General features: G+C 55.6%; 18 protein-coding genes. 10 read left to right on the top strand and 8 right to left on the bottom strand.

All coding sequences use genetic code 11. The features are described 5' to 3' along the window. Positions 1 to 12: 12 nt before the first annotated feature. The 3 genes from rpe to trpS are packed head-to-tail and all read left to right on the top strand — an operon-like array spanning position 13 to position 2,441. Positions 13 to 690, top strand: coding sequence for a ribulose-phosphate 3-epimerase (gene rpe / locus QLG09_RS03130; protein WP_014885523.1), 678 nt, complete (start codon positions 13 to 15; stop codon positions 688 to 690). Next, entirely contained in the window at positions 683 to 1,444 is a 762-nt protein-coding gene (gene gph, locus QLG09_RS03125; protein WP_020884582.1) for a phosphoglycolate phosphatase, read from the top strand. The genes rpe and gph overlap by 8 nt, the downstream gene beginning before the upstream one ends. Further along, positions 1,437 to 2,441 carry a tryptophan--tRNA ligase gene (trpS, locus tag QLG09_RS03120; RefSeq protein WP_014171943.1) on the top strand — a complete coding sequence of 335 codons (1,005 nt, stop codon included), beginning with the start codon at positions 1,437 to 1,439 and terminating at the stop codon, positions 2,439 to 2,441. Before gph ends, trpS begins: the two co-directional genes overlap by 8 nt. 102 nt (positions 2,442 to 2,543) lie before the next feature. Here the strand turns inward: trpS and QLG09_RS03115 are convergent, their stop codons facing one another. The 4 genes from QLG09_RS03115 to nirB form a co-directional block, all read right to left on the bottom strand. Beyond that, a complete protein-coding gene (locus QLG09_RS03115; protein ID WP_282488725.1) occupies positions 2,544 to 2,714 on the bottom strand; it encodes a YhfL family protein in 171 nt (56 codons plus the stop codon). Between the two features lie 145 nt (positions 2,715 to 2,859). Then, the gene (cysG, locus tag QLG09_RS03110) at positions 2,860 to 4,233 is read right to left on the bottom strand and encodes a siroheme synthase CysG (protein WP_020884584.1); all 1,374 of its coding nucleotides are present in this window, start codon (positions 4,231 to 4,233) and stop codon (positions 2,860 to 2,862) included. A 136-nt stretch (positions 4,234 to 4,369) separates the two neighbouring features. Next, on the bottom strand, positions 4,370 to 4,696 hold the full coding sequence (nirD, locus tag QLG09_RS03105) for a nitrite reductase small subunit NirD (protein ID WP_020884585.1): 327 nt from the start codon (positions 4,694 to 4,696) through the stop codon (positions 4,370 to 4,372). After that, the gene (nirB, locus tag QLG09_RS03100; RefSeq protein WP_079231620.1) at positions 4,693 to 7,236 is read right to left on the bottom strand and encodes a nitrite reductase large subunit NirB; all 2,544 of its coding nucleotides are present in this window, start codon (positions 7,234 to 7,236) and stop codon (positions 4,693 to 4,695) included. Before nirB ends, nirD begins: the two co-directional genes overlap by 4 nt. 240 nt (positions 7,237 to 7,476) lie before the next feature. Between nirB and QLG09_RS03095 the strand changes: the two genes are divergently transcribed. After that, a complete protein-coding gene (locus QLG09_RS03095) occupies positions 7,477 to 8,793 on the top strand; it encodes a cytosine deaminase (protein WP_040018194.1) in 1,317 nt (438 codons plus the stop codon). Positions 8,794 to 8,797: 4 nt separating this feature from the next. Here QLG09_RS03095 and tsgA read toward each other — a convergent pair whose 3' ends face one another. Then, on the bottom strand, positions 8,798 to 9,982 hold the full coding sequence (tsgA, locus tag QLG09_RS03090; RefSeq protein ID WP_020884588.1) for an MFS transporter TsgA: 1,185 nt from the start codon (positions 9,980 to 9,982) through the stop codon (positions 8,798 to 8,800). A gap of 278 nt (positions 9,983 to 10,260) precedes the next feature. Between tsgA and ppiA the strand changes: the two genes are divergently transcribed. The 5 genes from ppiA to QLG09_RS03065 all read left to right on the top strand — a co-directional run bounded on the left by ppiA (position 10,261) and on the right by QLG09_RS03065 (position 13,601). Then, positions 10,261 to 10,833: a peptidylprolyl isomerase A gene (ppiA, locus tag QLG09_RS03085; protein WP_014171936.1), complete on the top strand. Its 573-nt coding sequence runs from the start codon at positions 10,261 to 10,263 to the stop codon at positions 10,831 to 10,833. 107 nt (positions 10,834 to 10,940) lie between these two features. Beyond that, entirely contained in the window at positions 10,941 to 11,108 is a 168-nt protein-coding gene (locus QLG09_RS03080) for a YhfG family protein (RefSeq protein ID WP_014171935.1), read from the top strand. Continuing rightward, on the top strand, positions 11,098 to 11,700 hold the full coding sequence (locus QLG09_RS03075; protein ID WP_025202869.1) for a putative adenosine monophosphate-protein transferase Fic: 603 nt from the start codon (positions 11,098 to 11,100) through the stop codon (positions 11,698 to 11,700). The genes QLG09_RS03080 and QLG09_RS03075 overlap by 11 nt, the downstream gene beginning before the upstream one ends. Before the next feature lie 30 nt (positions 11,701 to 11,730). Continuing rightward, positions 11,731 to 12,294, top strand: a complete 564-nt coding sequence (gene pabA / locus QLG09_RS03070; RefSeq protein ID WP_049023797.1) for an aminodeoxychorismate synthase component 2 — start codon at positions 11,731 to 11,733, stop codon at positions 12,292 to 12,294. A gap of 86 nt (positions 12,295 to 12,380) precedes the next feature. After that, positions 12,381 to 13,601: an aspartate aminotransferase family protein gene (locus tag QLG09_RS03065; protein ID WP_187393664.1), complete on the top strand. Its 1,221-nt coding sequence runs from the start codon at positions 12,381 to 12,383 to the stop codon at positions 13,599 to 13,601. Here the strand turns inward: QLG09_RS03065 and QLG09_RS03060 are convergent. Further along, on the bottom strand, positions 13,598 to 15,685 hold the full coding sequence (locus tag QLG09_RS03060; RefSeq protein WP_020884592.1) for a YccS/YhfK family putative transporter: 2,088 nt from the start codon (positions 15,683 to 15,685) through the stop codon (positions 13,598 to 13,600). The two genes, QLG09_RS03065 and QLG09_RS03060, sit on opposite strands and share 4 nt — an antisense overlap. Before the next feature lie 57 nt (positions 15,686 to 15,742). Further along, positions 15,743 to 16,375, bottom strand: coding sequence for a cAMP-activated global transcriptional regulator CRP (crp, locus tag QLG09_RS03055; RefSeq protein WP_000242758.1), 633 nt, complete (start codon positions 16,373 to 16,375; stop codon positions 15,743 to 15,745). A 311-nt stretch (positions 16,376 to 16,686) separates the two neighbouring features. Between crp and QLG09_RS03050 the strand changes: the two genes are divergently transcribed. Next, entirely contained in the window at positions 16,687 to 17,091 is a 405-nt protein-coding gene (locus QLG09_RS03050) for an OsmC family protein (RefSeq protein WP_025202873.1), read from the top strand. Positions 17,092 to 17,157: 66 nt separating this feature from the next. Here the strand turns inward: QLG09_RS03050 and QLG09_RS03045 are convergent, their stop codons facing one another. Then, entirely contained in the window at positions 17,158 to 18,027 is an 870-nt protein-coding gene (locus QLG09_RS03045; protein ID WP_014171927.1) for a phosphoribulokinase, read from the bottom strand. Between the last annotated feature and the right edge of the window lie 25 nt (positions 18,028 to 18,052).

Here is an 18,052-nt window from a genome sequence, read left to right as displayed (position 1 = left end):
AAGGAGATGCGGATGAAACAGTTTTTGATTGCTCCCTCAATTCTGTCGGCCGATTTTGCCCGCCTGGGTGAAGACACTGCAAAAGCACTCGCGGCGGGCGCGGATGTCGTCCATTTCGACGTTATGGATAACCACTACGTTCCTAATCTGACCATTGGCCCGATGGTGCTTAAAGCGCTGCGTAACTACGGTATTACCGCGCCGATTGACGTCCATCTGATGGTGAAGCCTGTTGACCGTATCGTGCCTGATTTTGCCGCTGCGGGAGCCAGTATCATCACCTTCCACCCTGAAGCGTCTGAACATGTGGATCGCACGCTGCAGCTCATCAAAGAGAATGGCTGTAAAGCGGGTCTGGTTTTCAACCCGGCTACGCCGCTGAGCTATCTCGACCATGTGATGGATAAGCTGGATGTCATTTTGCTGATGTCCGTTAACCCGGGCTTTGGCGGTCAGTCGTTTATCCCTCATACGCTGGATAAACTGCGTGAAGTGCGCCGTCGTATTGATGAGTCAGGTTACGACATTCGTCTGGAAGTCGACGGTGGCGTAAAAGTGAATAACATTGGTGAAATTGCGGCAGCGGGCGCGGATATGTTCGTTGCAGGTTCAGCGATTTTCGACCAACCGGATTACAAAAAAGTCATTGATGAAATGCGCCGTGAACTGGCGAAGGTAAGTCATGGATAAATTGCAGGCAACCCGGGGTATCGCATTTGACCTCGACGGCACGCTGGTCGACAGCGCGCCGGGCTTAACCAGCGCCGTAGACCAGGCGCTGTATGCTCTTGAACTGCCCGTTGCGGGCGAAGAGCGTGTCATCACGTGGATTGGCAATGGCGCCGATGTCCTGATGGAGCGCGCGTTGACATGGGCCCGCCAGGAGCGTGTGTCCCAGCGTTCCGCACAGGGTAAACCGAGCGTGGATCATGCGGATATCCCGCAGGAAGAACAGCTGCGTATCCTGCGTAAATTGTTCAATCGTTTCTATGAAGAGACGGTCGAAGAGGGCAGTTTCCTGTTCCCGGATGTCGCAGAAACGCTGAGTGCGCTTCATGCCAACGGCATTCCGCTGGGGCTGGTGACAAACAAACCGACACCTTTTGTCGCCCCTCTGCTGGAAGCGCTGGACATCGCAAAGTATTTTTCCGTCATTGTTGGCGGTGATGATGTGCAGAACAAAAAGCCGCATCCGGAACCGTTACTGCTGGTGGCAGGAAAATTATCCTTAACGCCCGCGGAGCTGCTCTTTGTCGGTGATTCTCGCAATGATATTCTGGCTGCCAGAGCGGCGGGTTGTCCTTCAGTGGGATTAACCTATGGCTACAACTACGGTGAGGCCATCACGCTGAGTGAGCCGGACGTCGTGTTCGACCACTTCAAAGATTTGTTGCCCGCACTCGGGCTTTCGCACAGTGATAATCAGGAATTGAATAATGACTAAGCCCATCGTTTTTAGTGGCGCACAGCCGTCAGGTGAATTGACCATTGGTAACTACATGGGTGCGTTACGTCAGTGGGTCAGCATGCAGGATGATTACCATTGCATTTACTGCATCGTAGATCTGCATGCTATCACTGCACGTCAGGATCCTGAGAAGCTGCGTAAAGCCACCCTGGACACCCTGGCGCTGTATCTGGCCTGCGGAATTGATCCTGAGAAGAGCACCATTTTCGTTCAGTCTCACGTTCCAGAGCATGCGCAGCTGGGCTGGGCGCTGAACTGCTACACCTACTTCGGCGAACTGAGCCGCATGACGCAGTTCAAGGATAAATCCGCGCGCTACTCAGAAAACATCAACGCCGGTCTGTTTGATTACCCGGTACTGATGGCAGCAGACATTCTGCTGTACCAGACCAACCAGGTGCCGGTTGGCGAAGATCAGAAACAGCATCTGGAACTGAGCCGCGATATCGCCCAGCGCTTTAACGCGCTGTACGGCGACGTGTTCAAAGTGCCTGAGCCGTTCATTCCGAAATCCGGCGCACGCGTGATGTCGCTGCTGGAGCCAACCAAGAAGATGTCCAAGTCTGACGATAACCGCAACAACGTTATCGGCCTGCTGGAAGACCCGAAATCGGTGGTTAAAAAGCTCAAGCGTGCGGTGACCGACTCGGATGAGCCACCTGTTGTGCGTTACGACGTGCAGAACAAAGCGGGCGTCTCCAACCTGCTGGATATCCTCTCCGGTGTGACGGGTCAGAGCATTCCTGAGCTGGAACAACACTTCGAAGGCAAGATGTATGGTCACCTGAAAGGGGAAGTGGCGGATGCCGTTTCCGGCATGCTGACCGAGCTGCAGGAGCGTTATCACCGCTACCGTAACGACGAAGCTTTCCTGCAGAAAGTGATGAAAGAGGGCGCGGAAAAAGCCAGTGCCCGCGCGTCTGAAACCCTTAAAGCGGTGTACCAGGCGATTGGGTTTGTGGGTAAACCGTAACCCTGTTTTGTCGGGTAAGCATGAGCGCTCCCCGACAAAAAACGTGCTGAGCCAGACAAAAAAACCGGGACATTCCCGGTTTTTTTTACGCCTGAAAAACGCTTACTGCTGTGCGGCCGGGCCGCAGCCACCGATGAACTTCGAAATGGAAATTGCCGGGTGCAGCAGGTAATCATAGCTGCAATTATTTTTGGTATTTTGAACGTGACCGGTGCAGGCGGTCAGAGTCGATAACATGCCTACCAGAACGGCGGTTTTTGCCAGTTTAAACATACGCATTCCTTGTCTGAAAAAACGAAAATTGGATCTAACGTGAGGGAATAAATGAAAAAATTCCATTTCGCGGGCGGTATGTTATCGGGAGCGGTAAGAGGGGAGTAGTCCGCATAAGGACTACTCCGGGAAGGGGGAATATGCGTTAGTGATTCGAGAACCAGTTCAGTTTATCGCGCAGCTCCACCACGCGTCCGACAATAATCAGCGCCGGGCTTTCAACCTGCTGTGCCAGCTCACCTAACTGGGTCAGCACGCCGTTCACCACGCGCTGCTTAATGGACGTGCCGTTTTCCACCAGCGCGACGGACATATCCTCTTCCATGCCGTGCTCAAGCAGTTTGGCCTGAATGGTCGCGGCCTGGTTTAACCCCATATAGAACACCAGCGTTTGTTTTTCGGCGGCCAGGTTATGCCAGTCCAGCTCACTGCCGGTTTTCAGGTGTCCCGTCACCAGGCGTACGCTCTGGGCATAGTCACGGTGGGTCAGCGGAATGCCCGAGTAAGCTGAGCAACCGGAGGCTGCCGTGATGCCCGGCACCACGGAAAACGGAATACCCGCGTTGCACAACGTTTCCAGCTCTTCACCGCCGCGACCAAAGATAAACGGGTCGCCACCCTTGAGGCGTACCACGCGTTTTCCTTTTTGCGCTTCGCGCAGCAGGATCTGGTTAATCTCCTCCTGCGGCACACAGTGGTACCCGGCACGTTTACCGACAAATACGCGGTCAGCATCGCGGCGGACCAGGTTCATTATCTCATCGGAGACCAGACGGTCATAAACCACAATATCCGCCTGCTGGATCTGCTGCAGCCCTTTCAGCGTCAGCAAACCGGCATCGCCCGGGCCGGCACCCACCAGCACCACTTCACCACGATGATCCAACGGCTCGCAGAGCAACTGCGCCGTCGTCTCTTCCACCGCTTTATGATCCTGATTCGCCAGCGACTGGGCCAGCCTGTCATTCACAAAGAATTTTTCCCAGAAGCGACGGCGTTCACCCACGGTCGCGAAGGTTTGCTTAACCCGTGAACGCAGCTGTCCGGCATAGTGGGCAATCTGGCCAAGATGCTGCGGCAGGATGGCTTCCAGTTTTTCCCGCAGCAGGCGGGCCAGGACGGGAGAGCGGCCGCCGGACGATACCGCAATCATCAGCGGCGAACGGTCAATGATCGACGGCATGATAAAGCTGGCTTCCTTCGGGGCATCCACCACGTTACAGAAGATGCGGCGCGCTTCACAGGCGTCGCTGACGCGCTGATTCACTTCATCGTCATCCGTGGCGGCTATGGTCAGCCAGCAGGTATCAAGCAGGGATTCATTAAACCCCCCCTGCACCAGCGTGAGCATCCCTTCTTTTTCCCAGGCCTCAAACTGCGGGGCGAAGGCCAGGGCGTTAACGGTGAGTCGGGCTCCTGCTTCTAACAGCAAGCGCGCTTTGCGTTCAGCCACATCGCCGCCGCCTACAAGCAGACAGTCGCGATGGCGTAATTGACAGAAAATCGGCAGGTGGTCCACGACATTACCTCACAGCATTCAAGGAGGGGGTAAGAAATTGAGGTCAGGATAACAGCAGGAATCGTACAGAACATACGGTTTTTCCTGCCGTTACCCATAAGGGGTCATAAGCTTTTCATATTGAAAAGGCGAGAGATTAGCCTTTCAGCTGCACCTTACCGTCCTTCACGCGGACATCGTAGGGCTTCACGGAATAATGCTCATCTTCCATGCAATACCCGTCGCGTAAACGAAAACGCTGTTTCTTCAACGGGCTGGCGACCCAGAGTTCACCCTGATGCTCTGCGATTAATCCCCGGGACAGGACGCTGGCCTCAAAGAACGGGTCGATATTGCTGATGGCAAAAACCTGTTCATCATGGCGAGGGCGAAATATTGCGACCTGCTCGTTACCCAGCAGGGCACAGACCCCGGTGGCAGGCAGAATGTCGTTAATGTTGCAGATGTTTACCCACTGGCTCATGCGTTTTCCTCCACCAGAGTCACCGGAATACGTTCATAAGGTGTCGCCGGACGATGCTGCTCGCGTTCTGCCACAACCTGCACATTCGGGTCGCGCCGGGTGCTGTTGATAAAGTGTCTGAAGCGAGTCTGCGCCGCCGGGGTGTTGACGGTTTCAGTCCACTCGCAGATCACCGCCTCGCGCAGGCGCGCCATTTCCGCTTCCAGATGGTCGTTCAGGCCCAGTTTGTCGTCAATGATGACCGATTTCAGGTACTCGATACCGCCTTCCAGGTTATCGAGCCAGGACGCGGTACGGGTCAGCTTATCGGCGGTACGGATGTAGAACATCATAAAGCGGTCGAGATACTGAATCAGCGTATCGCGGTCGAGGTCAGCCGCCAGCAGGTCTGCATGGCGTGGTTTCATGCCGCCGTTACCACAGACGTACAGGTTCCAGCCTTTCTCGGTGGCGATGATACCCACATCTTTACCCTGCGCTTCCGCACATTCGCGGGTACAGCCGGAGACGCCAAACTTCATTTTGTGCGGTGTACGGATGCCTTTGTAGCGGTTCTCCAGCTCCACACCAAAGCCGACGCTGTCGCCTACGCCGTAGCGGCACCAGGTGCTGCCCACACAGGTTTTCGCCATACGCAGCGCTTTCGCGTAGGCGTGGCCGGTTTCGAATCCCGCGTCAATCAGCTGACGCCAGATTTCAGGCAGGTCATCTTTCTGCGCACCAAACAGGCCAATACGCTGAGAGCCGGTGATTTTGGTATACAGGTTAAATTCGCGCGCGATACGGCCAACGGCGACCAGCCCTTCCGGGGTGATTTCGCCACCGGCGGAGCGTGGGATGACGGAGTAAGTCCCGTCTTTCTGAATGTTCGCCAGGAAGTTATCGTTGGTATCCTGCAGCGGCGTGTGCTCTGGTTTGAGAACGTACTCGTTCCAGCAGGAGGCCAGCAGGGAACCCACGGTAGGTTTACACACTTCACAGCCATAACCCTGGCCGTGTTTCGCCAGCAGTTCGTCGAAGGATTTGATGCCTTCCACGCGGATCAGGTGGTACAGCTCCTGGCGAGAGTAAGCGAAATGCTCGCACAGGTTATTGTTGACTTCGATACCCTGTTTCGCCAGTTCTGCGTTCAGAACCTGTGTGACCAGCGGGATACACCCACCGCAGCCGGTACCGGCTTTGGTTTCTGCCTTCAGGGCCGCGACGGTATGGCAGCCTTTATTGATGGCCGAAATCAGCATGCCTTTGGTCACATCGAAGCAGGAGCAAATCTGCGCGCTGTCGGGCAGTTTATCCACGCCGATGGACGGCTTACCGCTGGACGCATGCGCCGGAAGGATCAGCGCGTCCGGGTTTTCCGGCAGTTCGATGGCGTTCAAGACCAGCTGAAGCAGGTTACCGTAGTCGCTGGTATCGCCCACCAGCACCGCGCCGAGCAGGGTTTTGTTGTCCTGACTGACGATAAGACGTTTGTACACCTCTTTGCTTTCATCGAGGTAAACATAGCTGCGTGCGCCCGGGGTGCGGCCATGCGCATCGCCAATACCGCCTACGTCTACGCCCAGCAGTTTCAGCTTGGCGCTCAGGTCAGCCCCTTCGAAGGCGTTCTGGTTGCCGAGAATATGGTCAACGGCAACCTGCGCCATTTTGTAGCCAGGCGCGACCAGACCGTACACGCGGTTGTTCCAGCTGGCGCATTCGCCGATGGCGTAGATATCCGGGTCGGAGGTCTGGCAGGTATCGTTAATCATGATCCCGCCGCGCTGAGCGACGGCCAGACCGCACTGGGTGGCCAGCTTGTCGCGTGGGCGAATACCGGTAGAGAAGACGATGAAGTCCACTTCCAGTTCGCTGCCATCGGCAAAGCGCATGGTTTTCCGCGCTTCGGTGCCTTCCTGCACAATCTCTTTGGTATTTTTGCTGGTGTGAACCTTCACGCCCATGCTTTCGATTTTACGGCGCAGCTGGTCACCACCCATGTGGTCAAGCTGCTCTGCCATCAGCATGGGGGCAAATTCGATGACGTGGGTTTCAACACCGAGGTTTTTCAGCGCACCGGCGGCTTCCAGACCCAGCAGCCCCCCCCCGACCACGGCGCCACGTTTACTGCGGCGTGCACATGATTCGATCGCATTGAGATCTTCGATGGTACGATAAACGAAGCAATCCTGCGTTTCCGAGCCTTTGATCGGCGGGATCCACGGGTACGAGCCAGTCGCCATGATCAGCTTGTCGTAAAAAACCGTACGTCCGGCGCTGGAGTGGATCACTTTTTCCTGACGGTTGATGGTGATAGCGCGTTCGCCCACCAGCACTTTCACGCCATGCTTCTCGTAGAAACCATCGCGCACCAGAGAGAGCTCTTCAGCGGTATGATGGGAGAAGTAGGAAGACAAGTGCACACGGTCGTACGCCTTGCGGGGTTCTTCACAGAACACGGTAATATCGAACTGGTTAGCATCGGCTTTATCGAGAAGATCCTCAATAAAGCGGTGGCCGACCATGCCGTTACCGATGATAGCGAGTCTGACTTTGCTCATTTTTGCCTCGATTTCTTTTCTATTACTGCCTACCTTAACGATTCAGCAGGGGCACTTATTGATGCAAATCAAATACGCCTTCGCCTACTCCTTAGGTGGTATATGACTGATTTGTCAGGATTTTTATAAGTTGTGGAAATCGCTGGCTTTTCGAGGTCGCCGATTTTGTGTACAAATTAAGGGGCGCATTGTCAAAAATGCGTACTCCCAAATTTCAGCCGCGTTTTTCAGGGGAAAGGCATGTCTACAACACCGCTTGGGCTTATCCAGAATGTTCGCTTACCGGGTCGCGAAGGGCTGTGGCAAATCGCCATTGAGCAGGGCCGTTTTGGTGGCATTACGCCGATGGGCGATACCGAAGACGAAAACGTAAGAATCTTAAACGCGCGTGGCGGCCTTGCCATCCCCCCGTTTATTGAACCGCATATCCACCTTGATACCACCCAGACGGCAGGCGAGCCGAGCTGGAACCAATCCGGTACGCTGTTTGAAGGCATTGAGCGCTGGGCGGAGCGTAAGGCACTGCTTAGCCATGAGGATGTAAAAGCGCGCGCCTGGAAAACGCTGAAAGGGCAAATTGCCAACGGTATTCAGTTTGTGCGCACCCACGTGGACGTCTCTGACCCGACGCTCACCGCCCTGAAGGCCATGCTGGAGGTGAAGCAGGAGGTTGCGCCGTGGATCACGCTGCAAATCGTGGCGTTCCCGCAGGAAGGCATCCTTTCTTACCCGGACGGCGCGGCGCTGCTTGAGGAGGCGTTGAAGCTGGGCGCCGATGTGGTCGGGGCAATCCCGCATTTTGAATTCACCCGCGAGTATGGCGTGCAATCGCTGCACATTGCCTTTGAACTGGCGAAGAAATATGACCGTCCGCTGGATATCCACTGCGATGAAATTGACGATGAGCAGTCCCGATTTCTGGAAACGGTGGCCACCCTGGCTTATGAATCAGGGATGGGCCCGCGGGTCACGGCCAGCCATACCACGGCGATGCACTCCTATAACGGGGCATACACCTCGCGGCTTTTCCGCCTGCTGAAGATGTCAGGCATCAACTTTGTCGCCAATCCACTGGTGAATATCCATTTACAGGGACGCTTTGATGATTATCCCAAACGACGCGGGATTACCCGAGTGAAGGAGCTGCTGGAGGCGGGGATCAACGTCTGTTTCGGGCATGATGATGTCTTCGACCCGTGGTACCCGCTTGGCACCGGCAATATGCTGCAGGTACTGCATATGGGGCTGCATGTGTGTCAGATGATGGGGTATTCGCAAATTGACAACGGTTTGAACCTGATAACCCACAACAGCGCCCGAACCTTCGGCCTGACGGATTACGGTATCGAAACGGGAAATCTGGCTAACCTGATCGTGCTGCCTGCGGAGAGCGGGTTTGAAGCGGTGCGCTGCCAGGTGCCGGCGCGCTGGTCGATTCGGGAGGGGCGAGTGATTGCCACGACGCAGCTTGCGCAGACGTGGATCAAAATGGACGAGGTTGCGGAAGAGCACATCTTCACGAAAAACAGCCCCTTCGCTGAGCGCAAAGGGGCGTAGGGGATCAGTGGGACGCCGCTGCCGTATTATGCTGGCGGTGGCGGGTCACGAAGCCCAGAACCAGGCACATCACAAACACCACCGCGTACAAACCGTTAGCGGTATGCAGCGCGGCCAGCGGGCCGCTGTGGGCGACGATCGGGCCGGTGACCACGAAGGTCAACATGGTGCCGATGGTGCCGCAGGTCAGCACGAAGTTCACCAGTTTCGGTGACGCCACTTTGGTCTGCAGAGAGCCCAGCGTAATGATAGAGGTGTAAATCGCACTGGAGAAGAAGCCCAGGGTCAGGATGAACCACGGCATATGCTCCGGTGAACCGTTAATGAACAGGTACATCAGCACGGTTGCCATGCCTGCCAGCACGGTCAGAATGCGCTGCAGGTCGAAGAAGCGCAGGATGAAGCTAAACGCCCACATGCCGAACATGTAAGACATCCAGAAATCGCTCACCAGTTTACCCGCGTCGTTCAGACTCATGCCCAGGCCTTTGGCGTATTCCGGTACCCAGGAGATAAAGCCCAGCTGACCGAGGATGTAGCACAGTGCGGCAACGGAGAGGAACAGTACGCCGATACCCCATTTCTCTTTCGCGACCGGCTCGTCCGTGGATTGCGCTTTTTTGCCCAGAACCGGGAATTCACAGCCGAAGGTCAGAATAAAGATTGCCACGTAGACCAGACCGATACAGGCATAAACCCAGTACCACTCAATGCTGCGTGCCAGCAGAACGGCCGCTACCATCGGGAAAATCATCCCCGCCATGCTGAAGAAGGAGTCGGTAAACAGCAGACGTGCGCCACGCTGACGACCTTCATACATGTGGGTAATCAGGAACGTACCGATGGACATCGTGATACCGCTCACCAGACCCAGCACAAACATGGCGGCAGAGAACAGGGCGATGCTGTGGCTCACCATTAAACCCGCGACCGCGGCGACCATCAGCACGAAACCAAAACGCAGCTGCGTTTTCAGTGGAACAATTTCCATCAGCCAGGCATTCAGGAAAATGGAGATCAGGATCCCGGCGTTGAGGAAGGTAAAGGTGTTACTCATGCTGGAAACGGGCAGCTGGAAGTAGTCTGCGATATTACCCATCACCATCCCGGTGACGATCACCAACGCGCCGGTCAGGGCGTAGGAGAAGAAGCTGATCCATGTGAGCTTGATACGATTGCTGTTAGTCATGTCTGGCCTGTTCAGGAAAAGAAAAGCGCCCGAGGGGCGCTGAGAGCGGGCAGATTTTAGACATTAAAGTGATCCATTCATATCTTTTAAGAGAAATTCGATCGCTATTGCAGGTTTTTATGTGATTCAGATCACATTAATGGGCGTCATAACCAATCGTTTGCGTGGTTACAACTGTTTCAATTTCGTAAAATTAGGTAAAAGGCTGGTCTCCGTTCATACTGCTCTTTAGAATCAAGCCATTCGCTTTTTATACTGCGCTTTGTTAAGGAATTCTCATGCTCAAATCAACGCTGGCGGCTGTCGCAGCTGTGTTTGCTCTTTCTGCCGTTTCCCCTGCTGCGCTGGCAGCCAAAGGAGACCCTCACGTTCTGCTGACCACCTCCGCCGGGAATATTGAGCTGGAACTGAATAGCCAGAAAGCTCCGGTTTCTGTGAAAAACTTCCTCGACTACGTGAATAACGGTTTCTATAACGGCACCACATTCCACCGTGTGATCCCGGGCTTTATGGTGCAGGGCGGTGGTTTTAACGAGCAAATGCAGCAAAAGCAGCCTAACGCACCGATTAAAAATGAAGCGGATAACGGCCTGCGCAACACTCGCGGCACCATCTCAATGGCGCGTACGGCAGATAAAGACAGCGCCACCAGCCAGTTCTTTATCAACGTGGCGGATAACGCCTTCCTCGACCACGGCCAGCGCGACTTCGGCTACGCGGTCTTCGGTAAAGTGGTGAAAGGGATGGATGTGGCTGACAAGATTTCTCAGGTGCAGTCCCATGATGTTGGCCCGTACCAGAATGTGCCGACAAAACCGGTTGTGATCCTCTCTGCAAAAGTTCTGCCGTAACCTTCTTTGACACGGGCGCTTCTCGCCCGTGTTTCGCTCCCCTCCCTGCGAAAGCGCGTTTTGCTGCTTATACTTGTGGCACACGGACATCTTCAGGGAGGCGTTAAGTGAAAAAACTCACCGATAAGCAAAAATCCCGTCTCTGGGAGCAGCAGCGAAACAGTAATTTCCAGGCCAGCCGCCGCCTTGAGGGGGTTGATAGCCCGCTCGTTACGCTAAACGCCCAGGATGCGCAAAGCCGTCTTGAAGAACTCAGGAGGCACTATGAGCGATAAAATCGGTGACGATCGTGACCCGTATCTCTACCCGGGTCTGAATGTGATGCGTAACCGTCTGAATATCCGTCAGGCTGACCGTCTTGCAAAGGCATCCTATGAGATCACCGCGCTGCGGGTGGCGACGCTCGGCTTAGGCCCGTCGGCGCCGGGGTTGCCGCATCTCTGTGCAATCCACCGCCACCTTTATCAGGATATTTTTGACTGGGCGGGCGATATCCGCGAAATCGATATTTATCAGGGCGACACCCGCTTCTGCCACTTCGCCTACATCGAGAAAGAGGGCAATGTCCTGATGCAGGATCTCGAGGAAGAGGGGTATCTCAACGGTCTGCAGAAAGAGGAGTTTGTGGCCCGCCTGAGTCACTACTACTGTGAGATCAACGTGCTCCATCCCTTCCGGATTGGCAACGGTATCGCTCAGCGGATCTTCTTCGAACAACTCGCCATCCATGCAGGCTATCAGCTGAGCTGGAAAGATATCGACCCGGGCAAATGGGCGGCGGCCAACCAGAGCGGCGCAATGGGCGATTTAACGGCCCTGAACGCCATCTTTGCCAAAGTAGTGAGCGAAGCGCGGGAAACTGAGTAGAATAGGGCGGCACGTTTTTCTGGAGCCGCCATGATTCTGCTGATTGATAACTACGATTCCTTCACCTGGAACCTTTACCAGTATTTTTGTGAACTGGGTGCAGAGGTGGTGGTCCGCCGCAACGACGACATCAGCCTGGCCGAAATCGACGCGCTTGCCCCGCAGAAAATCGTTATCTCGCCGGGGCCCTGCACGCCGTCGGAATCGGGCATTTCGCTGGATGTCATTCGTCACTACGCCGGTAAGCTGCCCATTCTTGGCGTCTGCCTGGGCCACCAGGCCATTGGGCAGGTGTTTGGTGCCACCATTGTGCGCGCCGCCAAAGTGATGCATGGCAAAACCGCGCCGGTGACCCATACCGGCACGGGCGTGTTTACGGGGCTTAATAATCCGCTTACCGTGACGCGCTACCATTCGCTGGTCATTGACCCGTCAACGCTGCCGGAATGCTTTGAGGTTACCGCCTGGAGCGATACCCGGGAGATCATGGGGATTCGGCATCGTGAATGGGACCTCGAAGGGGTGCAATTCCACCCGGAGAGTATCCTCAGCGAGCAGGGACACCAGCTGCTGGCAAATTTCCTCAATCGTTGAATAGTGGTTGCCTTGCTGTGATTTTTTATGCATATTTTGTGATTATATTTTCACAATCACTGTGACATAAAATGGATGGTCATGACATGGCAACTGAACAATCTGCAATTACCCGCGCGACATTCGATGAAGTCATTCTGCCGATTTATGCACCGGCTGAGTTTATCCCGGTAAAAGGGAAAGGCAGCCGAGTCTGGGATCAGCAGGGGAAAGAGTATGTTGATTTCGCCGGCGGGATTGCGGTGACGGCGCTGGGTCATTGCCATCCTGCGCTGGTGGAGGCGCTGAAAACCCAGGGGGAAACCCTGTGGCATACCAGCAACGTCTTTACCAACGAACCGGCGCTGCGTCTGGGCCGCAAGTTAATCAGCGCGACCTTCGCCGAACGCGTGCTGTTTATGAACTCCGGTACAGAAGCGAACGAAACCGCCTTCAAACTGGCGCGCTACTATGCCTCCACGCGCCACAGCCCGTACAAAACCAAAATCATTGCTTTCCACAACGCCTTCCACGGTCGCTCGCTGTTTACCGTTTCCGTCGGCGGACAGCCAAAGTATTCCGACGGTTTTGGACCAAAACCGGCCGATATTATCCATGTGCCGTTTAACGATCTGCATGCGGTAAAAGCGGTAATGGATGACCACACCTGTGCGGTGGTGGTGGAGCCGATCCAGGGAGAGGGCGGCGTAACGGCTGCCACGCCGGAGTTCCTGAAAGGGCTGCGCGACCTGTGCGATGAGCATCAGGCGCTGCTGGTATTTGATGAAGTGCAGTGCGGGATGGGCCGTACCGGCTCCCTGTTTGCCTACATGCATTACGGCGTGACGCCGGATATTCTGACCAGCGCCAAAGCGCTCGGCGGCGGCTTCCCGGTCAGTGCGGTATTAACGACGCAGGAGATTGCCTCCGCATTCCATGTGGGTTCCCACGGCTCCACATACGGCGGCAACCCGCTGGCGAGTGCCGTCGCGGGTGCCGCGTTCGACATTATCAATACCCCTGAGGTTCTGAGCGGCGTCAACGCGAAGCGTGAGCTTTTCGTGACGCATTTGCAGCAGATTGATGACCAGTATGACGTCTTCAGCGAGATCCGCGGGATGGGGTTACTGATCGGCGCGGAGCTGAAGCCACAGTACAAAGGCCGTGCGCGCGATTTCCTGCACGCCGCCGCCCATGAAGGGGTGATGGTGCTCAATGCCGGGCCGGACGTGATGCGCTTTGCGCCGTCGCTGGTGGTCGAAAATCAGGACATTGAAGACGGGTTAAACCGTTTTGCCGCGGCGGTCGCGAAGATCGTAAACGCTTAAGACTCTGTTCGCGTTAAGCGACGGGTTAACCATATCCCGTGGTGAGGGCGCTGACGCCATGCTACCGACGAAATGGTGTGCATGGTGTTCAGATGCCCGAGAACGCGCTGCAGATGCTGCTCCAGGGTACTCATTGGCCCGTGGGTGAGCGTCTCTGGCGCCTCCAGAATGTTCGAATCCCCTGACTCGCCAGGCGCGTCATACTCGAGTCGCTGCTGACACCGCTGCAGGGCAATCTCACACGACTGCAGGTAGCGCTGCGCCAGATCGGGCGTCAGCATCGTATGTTCCCGCGCCAGCGTGGTCATGGCGTTGATATGCTCAACGATAAACTGGCTGTGCGTCACCCAGAGCTTCATGTCCGCCAGATAGTGCGAGTTAAAGCCGGGCTCCTGCATTGCCTGATTCAGCGAGTTAAACAGGGCGTTATGCGCCTGGTTGACCTTCATCCGCTGATACGCCAGCGGGGAGGGCTGCGGGTCGTCACTCAGGATCAGGCGAATGGCCTGCTGGTCGGCCTCCAGCGCATCGTGGGCGTTCTGTCTGAGCAGCCCGCTTTGCCACTGAGGCCACAGCCAGACCATGCCGCCAAAGGCAATCAGGCAGCCAATCAGGGTATCGACCAGCCTGGCGATAATAAACTGCTCGCCGTTGAGCGTGAGCAACTGCAGGGTATACACCGCCGTTACCGTAAAGCCCACCATCGCCCAGCCGTAGTTTTTGCGGATGATCAGGTAGCTCACCATCGTGATCACCAGCATCCCTGCCAGCGTATAGCCTTCCGGCACGTGAAAGTGCAGCGTAACGCCCGCAATGATCAGCCCCGCCATCGTTCCGCCTGCCCGGTGCAGAATGCGCACCCGCGTCGCGCCATAGCCGTTCTGGGTGACAAACAAGATGGTCATTAAAATCCAGTACGGTTTGGGCAGATGCAGCGCCATGCCCATCAGGCTGGCAATGCTCAGCATCACGCTAATTCGCGCGGCGTTGCGCAGGGCAGATGATTTAAGGGAGAGGTAGCTTCTGAGCGCCGGCAGCAGCGGCAGGCGTTTTTGTTTGTCGGCCATCAGGTCGCGCGGATAAAGCGGACGCTGGGTTCGTAACACGCGGGCGATACGGCTGAAGTGCCAGGCGGCAAACTGACCCACCGGGTTGTCTTCATGCTGACGGGCAATCTTCTCCAGCGCGCCGAGCTGTTTGTCCATGTTAAAGCGCGTGGGGTAGCGGTGATACAGAATATCGTCAGCCAGCACCCGAAGGCGCGCGGAGACGGTTTGTGCGTTCCAGCGGATCACCGCTTCGGCATGGCTGCGCTCGACCAGTTTTTGCACCTCCTGCGGCTGGTGCAGGCTCACGGAGATATGCTCCTGTAAGTCCAGCCCCACCTGGAAGACGCGCAGTAGCCGCTTATATTCGTGGTTCTTATTGGCGGCGAGCATATGCAGCTGCTGATAACACTGGCTTATCAGGTCCACCACCTTTTGCTGACGCGTCAGCAGGGGCGGCAGTGATTTTTCTGGATCGGTATGCTGGGTGAGCAAGGTGTATTTGGCTTCACAGTAATCCGCCAGCTGCACGTAGAGCAGGCTCAGGGATTCCCGCAGGGGCTGTTCCCGCCACAGCCAGAACCAAAACCAGTTAAACAGCCCGTACCACAGCGTACCGAGGGCGTAGATCAGTAGCGGCTCCCACACCGGCATGTTGCCCGCAAGGCTCAGCGTGAAGATGGCGGCAATCAGCGACGCGGGAAGCAAACGCGCGTGCAGTGAGCTGATTTCAGCGGTTACGCCCAGGGTCATCGCCAGGACGGTGAGGATCAGCGGCAGCGGGATATCGCGGGCCAGCAAAAGCTGTACGGCGAGGCTACAACCCGCAAACAGCGAGCCGCCCACGATCAGCCGTTTGAAAAAGCGCTTATGCGGTGTATCCAGACCGGCAATGTTGCAGCAGGCGGGAACGAGAGAGAAGAGCAGACCTTGCTGAAGATGGCCCAGAATCAGGCCCACGGCCACAGGAAGGCACAACACCAGCGTTTGTCGCAGTGCGTAGTTAACTTCCGGGTGATAAATCAGCCTGCGCCACATGGGGAATAGAGACAAAAACGGCGTGACACCTTGCGATGGCACGCCGTTTGAGCGGAATTAACGCGTTCCGTAAACCACGATGGTTTTACCGTGTGCGGAGATCAGGTTCTGATCTTCCAGCATTTTCAGAATACGGCCCACTGTTTCACGGGAGCAACCGACAATCTGACCGATTTCCTGACGGGTAATTTTAATTTGCATGCCATCAGGGTGAGTCATCGCATCGGGTTGTTTCGCCAGATTCAGCAGGGTCTGAGCGATACGGCCGGTCACGTCCAGGAAGGCGAGGTTACCCACTTTCTCAGATGTCACCTGCAGACGGCGCGCCATCTGCGAAGAAAGACGCATCAGGATGTCAGGGTTAACCTGAATCAACTGACGGAATTTCTTGTAGGAAATTTCAGCCACTTCACATGCTGTCTTTGCACGAACCCAGGCGCTACGTTCCTGGCCTTCTTCAAACAGGCCCAGTTCACCGATGAAATCGCCCTGGTTCAGATAAGAAAGGATCATCTCTTTCCCTTCTTCATCTTTGATCAGCACTGCCACCGAGCCTTTGACGATGTAATACAACGTTTCCGCTTTTTCACCCTGGTGAATCAGCGTGCTCTTCGATGGGTACTTATGAATGTGGCAATGAGACAAGAACCATTCGAGAGTCGGGTCTGTTTGCGGTTTGCCAAGCACCATGCGCTGTTATCCTCTGTTATAAGCTGTCACCAGAGTCATAAGATGCATCCGGACTCTGGGGTTGCAATCGAATTCTTACCCATACCCTGGGAAGTCGGCTATCGTAACGTTTCGCAGCCAGTAAAGTTTGATGTCCTCTGCATACATGTGTAACGTCAATGTATTACTGTAGCATCCTGAGTGTTTTAGCATAGCTTTCGCCGCGTGTCTCCTGGTGTCTCGCTTCAGCATGACGCAGGTCGCCTTCCATTGCGAGAAATGTAACGAACGCGTAATCTGTCACCAAAAATGCAACGTTGGAGTGAGTGAATATGCAAGCGCGTGTGAAATGGGTTGAAGGTTTAACGTTCCTGGGCGAGTCCGCTTCAGGACACCAGATTTTGATGGATGGTAACTCCGGCGATAAAGCACCAAGCCCAATGGAAATGGTGCTCATGGCAGCAGGTGGATGCAGCGCAATTGATGTGGTGTCGATCCTGCAAAAAGGCCGGCACGATGTGACCGACTGCGAAGTAAAACTCACCTCAGAACGCCGCGAAGAGGCACCACGCCTGTTCACCCACATTAACCTGCATTTCATCGTCAGCGGGAAAGAACTGAAAGACGCGGCGGTCTCACGCGCGGTCGATCTTTCAGCGGAGAAATACTGCTCGGTCGCGTTAATGCTCGAGAAAGCGGTAAAAATTACGCATTCGTATGAAGTGATCGACGCCTGATATTGGGGGGCATCGTTCACCCCGATGCCCTCACCGAAGCCCTCTCCCACGCGGAGAGGGAAATCATCAGGCGATTTTCTTCCCTTCTATCAACCGCTGCACCAGCGGCATCATAATTAATTCCATTGCCAGCCCCATTTTTCCGCCCGGAACCACTAACGTATTCATGTGCGAAATAAATGAGCCCTGCAGCATCGCCAGCAGCCAGGGGTAATCAATGCCGTCGAGATTGCGGAAATGGATAACCACAAAGCTCTCATCCAGCGACGGGATACTTTTGGCGGCGAACGGGTTAGAGGTGTCCACTGTCGGTACGCGCTGGAAGTTGATATGCGTGCGGGAGAACTGCGGCGTCAGGTAAGTAATGTAGTCTTCCATGGAGCGCACGACGGAATCCATCACCGCCTCGCGTGAATGGCCGCGCTCGCTGATGTCACGCGTCAGCTTCTGGATCCACTCAAGGTTCACGATGGGCACCACGCCAACCAGCAGATCCACGTGACGCGCCACGTCATGCTGCGGCGTCACCACGCCACCGTGCAACCCTTCGTAAAACAGGACGTCGGTCGGTTCCGGCAGCGGTTGCCAGGGGGTAAAGGTGCCGGGCACCTGGTTCCAGGGAACGGCTTCATCGTAGGTGTGCAGATATTTGCGTGACTGCCCCTTGCCGCTCTGGCCGTACTCCTGAAAGGTTTGCTCCAGCAGGCCGAAGTCATTGGCCTCCGGGCCGAAGTAGCTGATGTGTTTACCCAGATCGCGCGCCTTGCGGATAGCCATATCCATCTCCGGGCGCGTGTAGCGGTGAAAGCTATCGCCTTCGACCTCCGCCGCACGGAGATTCAGTTGGGCGAAAATCTTACGAAAAGCGAGGCTGGTCGTGGTGGTTCCCGCACCACTCGAACCCGTAACGGCAATAACCGGATGTCTGGCAGACATAGCAACTCCCTGACTGGAAAGGTTT

It is taken from the genome of Enterobacter sp. V89_11 (assembly GCF_029967775.1).
GTDB classification, from domain to species: Bacteria; Pseudomonadota; Gammaproteobacteria; order Enterobacterales; family Enterobacteriaceae; genus Enterobacter; species Enterobacter ludwigii.
This window is presented reverse-complemented; position numbering and strand designations above follow the sequence as displayed.

Excerpts from the sequence above, each read along its gene's own strand:
- rpe (WP_014885523.1), top strand. The coding sequence starts at position 13 with ATGAAACAGTTTTTGATTGCTCCCTCAATTCTGTCGGCCGATTTTGCC.
- gph (WP_020884582.1), top strand. The coding sequence starts at position 683 with ATGGATAAATTGCAGGCAACCCGGGGTATCGCATTTGACCTCGACGGC.
- trpS (WP_014171943.1), top strand. The coding sequence starts at position 1,437 with ATGACTAAGCCCATCGTTTTTAGTGGCGCACAGCCGTCAGGTGAATTG.
- QLG09_RS03115 (WP_282488725.1), bottom strand. The coding sequence starts at position 2,714 with ATGTTTAAACTGGCAAAAACCGCCGTTCTGGTAGGCATGTTATCGACT.
- nirD (WP_020884585.1), bottom strand. The coding sequence starts at position 4,696 with ATGAGCCAGTGGGTAAACATCTGCAACATTAACGACATTCTGCCTGCC.
- nirB (WP_079231620.1), bottom strand. The coding sequence starts at position 7,236 with ATGAGCAAAGTCAGACTCGCTATCATCGGTAACGGCATGGTCGGCCAC.
- QLG09_RS03095 (WP_040018194.1), top strand. The coding sequence starts at position 7,477 with ATGTCTACAACACCGCTTGGGCTTATCCAGAATGTTCGCTTACCGGGT.
- tsgA (WP_020884588.1), bottom strand. The coding sequence starts at position 9,982 with ATGACTAACAGCAATCGTATCAAGCTCACATGGATCAGCTTCTTCTCC.
- ppiA (WP_014171936.1), top strand. The coding sequence starts at position 10,261 with ATGCTCAAATCAACGCTGGCGGCTGTCGCAGCTGTGTTTGCTCTTTCT.
- QLG09_RS03075 (WP_025202869.1), top strand. The coding sequence starts at position 11,098 with ATGAGCGATAAAATCGGTGACGATCGTGACCCGTATCTCTACCCGGGT.
- pabA (WP_049023797.1), top strand. The coding sequence starts at position 11,731 with ATGATTCTGCTGATTGATAACTACGATTCCTTCACCTGGAACCTTTAC.
- QLG09_RS03065 (WP_187393664.1), top strand. The coding sequence starts at position 12,381 with ATGGCAACTGAACAATCTGCAATTACCCGCGCGACATTCGATGAAGTC.
- QLG09_RS03060 (WP_020884592.1), bottom strand. The coding sequence starts at position 15,685 with ATGTGGCGCAGGCTGATTTATCACCCGGAAGTTAACTACGCACTGCGA.
- crp (WP_000242758.1), bottom strand. The coding sequence starts at position 16,375 with ATGGTGCTTGGCAAACCGCAAACAGACCCGACTCTCGAATGGTTCTTG.
- QLG09_RS03050 (WP_025202873.1), top strand. The coding sequence starts at position 16,687 with ATGCAAGCGCGTGTGAAATGGGTTGAAGGTTTAACGTTCCTGGGCGAG.
- QLG09_RS03045 (WP_014171927.1), bottom strand. The coding sequence starts at position 18,027 with ATGTCTGCCAGACATCCGGTTATTGCCGTTACGGGTTCGAGTGGTGCG.